General features: G+C 38.6%; 8 protein-coding genes. 7 read left to right on the forward strand and 1 reads right to left on the reverse strand.

The window, feature by feature from the left end; all coding sequences use genetic code 11:
* Window positions 1-203 precede the first annotated feature (203 nt).
* From CHI06_RS26645 to CHI06_RS26675, 7 genes are all read left to right on the forward strand, one after another.
* The gene (locus CHI06_RS26645; protein ID WP_373558174.1) at window positions 204-812 is read left to right on the forward strand and encodes a chromate transporter; all 609 of its coding nucleotides are present in this window, start codon (window positions 204-206) and stop codon (window positions 810-812) included.
* Window positions 809-1,339 (forward strand): chromate transporter, encoded by a 531-nt coding sequence (locus CHI06_RS26650; RefSeq protein ID WP_095251668.1) that lies wholly within the window; start codon window positions 809-811, stop codon window positions 1,337-1,339. Before CHI06_RS26645 ends, CHI06_RS26650 begins: the two co-directional genes overlap by 4 nt.
* Window positions 1,340-1,378: 39 nt before the next feature.
* A complete protein-coding gene (locus tag CHI06_RS26655; protein ID WP_095251669.1) occupies window positions 1,379-2,068 on the forward strand; it encodes a GntR family transcriptional regulator in 690 nt (229 codons plus the stop codon).
* Window positions 2,069-2,224: 156 nt separating this feature from the next.
* On the forward strand, window positions 2,225-2,575 hold the full coding sequence (locus CHI06_RS26660) for a 2Fe-2S iron-sulfur cluster-binding protein (protein WP_095251670.1): 351 nt from the start codon (window positions 2,225-2,227) through the stop codon (window positions 2,573-2,575).
* Between the two features lie 411 nt (window positions 2,576-2,986).
* On the forward strand, window positions 2,987-4,141 hold the full coding sequence (locus tag CHI06_RS26665) for a serine hydrolase domain-containing protein (protein ID WP_095251671.1): 1,155 nt from the start codon (window positions 2,987-2,989) through the stop codon (window positions 4,139-4,141).
* A 141-nt stretch (window positions 4,142-4,282) separates the two neighbouring features.
* Window positions 4,283-4,570, forward strand: a complete 288-nt coding sequence (locus CHI06_RS26670) for a putative quinol monooxygenase (protein WP_095251672.1) — start codon at window positions 4,283-4,285, stop codon at window positions 4,568-4,570.
* A 41-nt stretch (window positions 4,571-4,611) separates the two neighbouring features.
* Window positions 4,612-5,598: a Gfo/Idh/MocA family protein gene (locus CHI06_RS26675; RefSeq protein WP_095251673.1), complete on the forward strand. Its 987-nt coding sequence runs from the start codon at window positions 4,612-4,614 to the stop codon at window positions 5,596-5,598.
* Window positions 5,599-5,660: 62 nt separating this feature from the next.
* Here the strand turns inward: CHI06_RS26675 and CHI06_RS26680 are convergent, their stop codons facing one another.
* Window positions 5,661-6,368, reverse strand: coding sequence for a sulfite exporter TauE/SafE family protein (locus CHI06_RS26680; RefSeq protein WP_306453850.1), 708 nt, complete (start codon window positions 6,366-6,368; stop codon window positions 5,661-5,663).
* Window positions 6,369-6,564: the final 196 nt, after the last annotated feature.

Here is a 6,564-nt window from a genome sequence, read left to right on the forward strand (position 1 = left end):
TCCTGCAGGAGGACGGGACAGGGGAGAACCCGCAGGCGCTTTAGTGCCGAGGAGGCTCCCCGAACCGCCTGGAGCACAAATCAACAGCAAAGTTTAACAGAACCAAAAATTTAAAAAAATGGGACCTCATCCATTGTCCAACAAGGAACAATATGAGGTCCTTAAACAGTATTAACACTTCAAAGGCTAGCTACAAAGGAAGGATGGAGAATCAATTGAATAAATTTTTGGAATTAGCCATTGGATTTGCGCGCACCGGAGTTACTGGCTATGGAGGAGGACCTTCAACCATCCCGTTAATCGAATTCGAGGCTGTGAAAAAATATAAATGGATGTCAGAGGAAGAATTCGGTGAAGTTTTGGCGCTGGCAAATACGCTTCCTGGCCCTATTGCTACAAAAATGGCCGCCTATATCGGTTATAAAGTGAAAGGAAACTTAGGGGCTGTGGTAGCCATTTTGACCCATGTCATTCCTTCCGTCATTGCCATGCTTGGTTTGTTAGGATTCCTTTATTCATTTAGTAATTCTCCTATAGTAGGCGGCATGGTTCAAGGGGTTACCCCTGTTATAGGGTACATGCTTGCGGAAATGGCTTATCGTTTTTTCCAAAATGGCAAAAAAGGTTTGGGTTTATCGAAGATGTTATTGTTCTCAGCCATTTCTTTCATCCTTATCCAATTGGTCGGACTTCATCCAGGAATTCTAATTGCCGCATTTTTAATTTCTGCCTTTTTCATTGCTAGCCGTAAAGAAAAGGCTGCAAACACTCCTCCAAAAGATGTAGTTGAACTAAAGGAGAAAAGCTCATGATCTATTTTGAAATATTTTGGTCGTTTCTTATTGCGAATCTTTTGGGATACGGAGGCGGACCGGCTACTATCCCTTTAATACAAATCGAAGTAGTCAACGAACAAGACTGGATGACTCTATCCGAGTTCGGCGACCTGTTAGCCATTGCCAATGCGTTACCCGGTCCAATTGCAACAAAGATGGCAGGTTTTATCGGATATGAAGTAGGTGGCATTCTAGGTTCGATTGTTGCACTTGCTGCTACGATTCTTCCATCAGCTATCGCTGTTATTTTGTTGTTTAAGTTTGTGAATTTATTTAAGGATTCCCCAAAAGTAAAGCTTATGACAAAATCTGTTCAGCCAATTATCGCGATCTTACTGGCAGTAATGGCTTATCAATTCTTTTTAACAGCCTTTGAAAATAGTGGAGTATTTCACCTAGTGCTTCTAGCTGTGCTTAGCTTTGTCACCTTGAGCAAATTAAAGGTTCATCCATCTTTTGTAATTATTGGAGCACTCCTTTATGGCGGGATCTTTCTATCTTAATCTAGGAAAATAATCAAAATTAAATTAGGAGGTGGAACGATGGAAGTGAAATGGGAGGAAAATAATCTATTATCAATTAGAGAACATGCCTATCTTTATTTAAAAAAGATGATCCTCGAGGGAGAGTTTAAGGCTGGCGACCGTTTAATTGAGAGAGAGCTGGCAGCTAAATTAAAAATAAGCCGGACCCCAATAAGGGAGGCTTTGTTCCGGCTGGAATCACAAGGTTTTGTGAAAACCGTTCCTAGGAAAGGCGTGGTACTTACCAATATTTCGGTAAATGAGGTCATTGAGGTTTTTACGATTCTTGCTTCATTAGAAGTCCTTGCCGTTAAATTAGCTTCGCAAAGAATGGATCAAGAGACTAAAAATGAATTGGATCAAAAAATAAAAGAATTAATAGAAATTCAAGAGAAAGAAGAAGAAAACTTTAATTTTGAACATATTAAAATGAACCATTTAATTAATAAGGCATCGAAGAGTCCGAAATTATTAGAAATTCTTTCCGGTTTAATAGACTATATCCATATGGCAGCGAATATGGGCTATGAGACACCTGGCAGAAGGAAAGTATCTTTAAAGGAACATATAGATATTATGAAGGCTTTGCGTAATCAGGAAACGGAAATGGCTGAATTTTTGATGAGGATTCATATAGAAAATTCAAAAAAAGCATATATTACCTATATGGAAAGTCTACAAGAGAAGCTACTTAGAAGTAAAAGTTGAGGCAGGCAGCTATATTCCAAGCAGCCTGTTTTATTTTTATCCTATTGTAATAGATTCTAAAAAATAATTAGAAAATTTTAAATATACACATTGTCTGAAAATTAAATATATGGTATATTGTATACCAAGAAGAACATTTCGAGGAGGAATTCATAGATGCCAACCATTCGATTTATTAATAGTAATAAACAGTTAGAAGTTCCAGAGGATTCGAATATTTTAAGAATGTCACTTCGCTATGATGGAGAGCTTCCGAATCGATGTGGAGGAGGAATTTGCGGCACTTGCGTTTTTAAGGCGGAAAAAGGGTCTGAATTTCTTGACAATGTTAAAATTCAGGAAAGAAGGAAATTGGGAGAGGAATGGCTAGAGAAAGGGTATCGCTTAGGCTGCCAGACCTTTGTTACAAATGGAGATATAGAAATCTCTTGGGATGAGAAAATTACCAGCCAAGTAAAAATGAGAAAACCTGATAAACTAAAGCAGGAAGTATCTGCGACTAAATAAAAACGGTATACAATCGACCATTTATGAAAAATCATATTTCGAGGTGAGAACAATGTGGGTTTGTCACACGCATATGAAAGAAGCAATATCAGTATTAGAAATTCCCCATATACGTAAAGCTCCATTTAAAATTAAGTGTACGCTATGTGATAACACCGCATCTGCAAAAGTATATTATACGCATCAGACCTACAAAGCAACAAAATATCAATACATGAATTTCCGTAAAAAATCTAGTTAATAGAGATTACGGTATAGAAATAAATGCTATTTAAGACCGGCAAAAACTCGGCATCATAGAGTTTTTGTCGGTCTTTCTGTTGATGTTGATAAAGGAAAGTATATATAATGAAAGTGTTCTCAAGCTGTATAAAGGAATTAACAATTCTTTTTTAAAAGGAGGTTCATTTAATGAGATCGCTGGAAAAACTTCATCCTATATTGAAGAGTTTTGTTGAAAAAGGACCTGCAGGGTGTTCATGTTCTGTTACGTATCAGGGAGAAACTAGATTTGAAGATTATGTTGGATTAGCGGACCTGGAAGCAGAGAAGCCGATTACAGCAGATACTATTTACCGGATTTATTCGATGTCAAAGGTTGTTACCTGTGTTGCAGCGCTTATGTTATATGAGCGCGGACTATTCCTATTAAATGATCCTCTTGAGGAATACCAACCAGAGTTTAAAAATCCACAAGTGTATCGAATGACGAAAAAAGGAGAAAAAAACATAACCACTACCACTAGGCCGATTCGAATAAAAGATCTTTTTACGATGACTTCCGGGTTAACCTATGAAGGGGATGGAGGTGAAACGGAACGTGAAGTCAAGAAAGCCATGCAGCTATTAAGAAAAGATAACACATTTAATGTGCGAAAATTATCTGCAGCCTTGGCTAAAATCCCATTAGCATTTGACCCTGGAACAGAATGGCGCTATGGATTAAGTCATGACGTTTTGGGAGCCTTGATTGAAGTAGTGTCAGGAAAAACCTTTGGTGAATTTTTAAAAGAAGAAATTTTTCAACCGCTTTCCATGAACGATACATTTTTTAAGATTCCGGATGAGAAAAAGCACCGGCTCTGCAGCCTTTACGTGCGTAATGAAGAAGGTAGCCTGCTCAAAAATACAAGGCTGGATGAACAATATCAACCAGGTACACTGTTTGAAAGCGGAGGTGCTGGTCTTCTTTCCACATTGAGTGATTATAGCACTTTTGCTCATATGCTGGCCAATGGCGGTGAACTAGATGGGGTAAGAATTATTGGAAGAAAAACCGTGGAGTTAATGTCTGCTAATCATCTTACCTCGGATCAACTGTCGTTTTATAACTGGGACTATCTAGCAGGATACGGTTATGGGCTCGGAGTTAGGACGATGAAGAGTCCGCATACTGGCGGCAGTAATAGCTCTATCGGGGAATTTGGCTGGTCGGGTCTGGCTGGTACATGGGTGTTAATTGATCCAAAAGAAAAACTATCCGCTGTCTATATGCAGCAGTTGATGCCAAACCTTGAAGCCTATCACCAGCCTAGACTGCGGAACGTAATCTATGGATCATTATAAAAAGTATGTTTCCTTAAAGCGCTCATGAGGTCCAAAATCAAGATATGTGGTAATCTTGAAGTGTTATGGGAAATGAATTAGAGGTTGTAAACTGCATGATAAGGGATCTAAAATTTAATTTAAAAAAGAGGTGCTATTAAAATGATTAAAGTTGTTGCAAAAGGAAAATTGAAACCTGGTGTAAAGGCGGATGAATATTTAGTTAAGGCTAGAGAATTGGTTGCAGAGACCAGAAAAGAAGAAGGATGTATCACATACGCTCTTCATCAAGATATCAATGATCCATCTATTGTCACAATGCTTGAGGAATGGGTGGATGAAGAGGCATTGAATCAACACAACAAAACAGACCATGTAAGAAGAATTGTTCCAGGGCTTAGGGAACTAAGAGAAAGTACCGAAATTAACATTTATAGAGAGGTAGAATAATTCATTAGGGTTAGTAAAGTGGTCGAGTAGGGGGGAGTTTCATGAAATTGGACAAAGTTCGTTGGGGCATCATCGGCTGCGGAGATGTGACGGAAGTGAAAAGCGGTCCAGCATTCCAAAAAATTAACAACTCCGAGCTTGTTGCGGTCATGCGCAGAACAGGAGAGCTTGCGAAAGACTATGCCATCCGTCACCATGTTCCCAAGTGGTACGATGACGCTGATATGCTCATTAATGATCCTGATGTAAATGCTATCTATATTGCAACACCACCTGGATCACATATGGAATATACCCTCATGGCAACTAAGGCTGGGAAACCGGTATATTTAGAAAAACCAATGGCACGCAATTATGCTGAATGCCAAGAAATGATTGCTGCTTGTGAAAAAGCAGGAGTCCCTTTATTTGTTGCCTACTACCGCAGGGCACAACCGCGATTTTTAAAAATAAAAGAGCTGTTGGAGAACGGGTCAATCGGCGAGATTCGATTCGTATCGACCACACAGTATCGAAAAAATACAGAAGAATCGAAGAATGCACATGAACTCTCCTGGCGCGTTCAACCTGAAATTGCGGGCGGAGGTTTGTTTTTTGATTTAGCCAGTCATACGCTCGATATATTGGACTTTTTGCTTGGACCTATCACATCTGTCCAAGGATTTGCATCGAATCAAGCGGGCTATTATTCTGCGGAAGATATGGTTTCAGGTACATATTTGTTTGAATCGGGAGTTCACGGAATAGGGAAATGGTGCTTTTCTGCATTTGAGGATGAGGATATCAATGAAATTGTAGGAAGCAAAGGGAAGATAACTTTTTCTACGTTTGGAAATGAACCAGTGAAATTGACGACCAAGAAGGGAATAGAAGAGTGGAATTTCGAACGACCGGAGCATGTTCATCAACCCTTAGTGGAAACGATTGTGGCAGACCTAACCACTAGCAGCGGCAAGTGTCCTAGCACTGGATTGACAGGTGCTAGAACGAACTGGGTAATGGGTGAGATGGTAAAGAATTATTATTGAAAAGGATACATCTGCCAAAAAAAGTAACCATTCTAACTGAATGGTTACTTTTTTAAAGACTATTAAACTAATATAAGTCTTAATGCTCCAATGAGGGCAAACCCAAGAATAAGTGTTTGAAAGGCTTTTTGCGGGATGAGAGGTACCACTTTAATTCCAATAACAGCACCTATTAAAATAGTAGGAATCAACCAAGCATTAAACGTGATGGAATCAACTGTAATTAAACCTAAACTGATATAAAACGGTATTTTAATCAAATTCACGAACATGAAAAACCATGCCCCTGTTCCAACAAACTCTTTCTTTGGCAAACCTTTCATTAACAAATAGATGGCCATTACGCCGCCTGCAGCATTTCCAATCATCGTCGTAAATCCAGCTAAGATTCCCATAGAGAGGGTAAACCATATGGACTTAGGAAGGGCTTTGGTAAACTTTTCTCCTAATCTCTCACGACTGATATGCAGCATAATCAATGCTAATACGATGACGCCAATCAGTGGTTTTAATTGATCACTATTTATTTGATTAAGGACATAATATCCGATAATGATTCCGATTAATACCCATGGAACCAGTGAAATAAGATATTTCCACACAACACTTCTGCGATAAAAAATAACGGCGAAGAGATCACCGACTACCAACAGGGGCAATAGGATTCCTATAGATTCTTTTGCTGGGAATACGTACATTAAAATCGTGGCAACCAAGATACCCATACTGGATACTCCGGTTTTTGTAAAACCAATAAAAACAGTACTCAAAATAACGATAACCCATTCGATGTAGGATAATTCAAAAATGATGTCTCACCTCAATTAATTAAAATTCATTTATTATTTTAAAGCAGAAAAGGATTTTTTTCTATGATTAGTTTTTGAATATTTGCATTCGTAAAAAGGAACGCATATAAATTTTTTAATTTAGTAGGCTGTGTTAAATTAGGCTGTTGATTTGTGC

Origin of the sequence: Bacillus sp. 7884-1 (assembly GCF_002272245.1) — a bacterium.
In the GTDB taxonomy this organism is placed as follows: domain Bacteria; phylum Bacillota; class Bacilli; order Bacillales; family Cytobacillaceae; genus Neobacillus.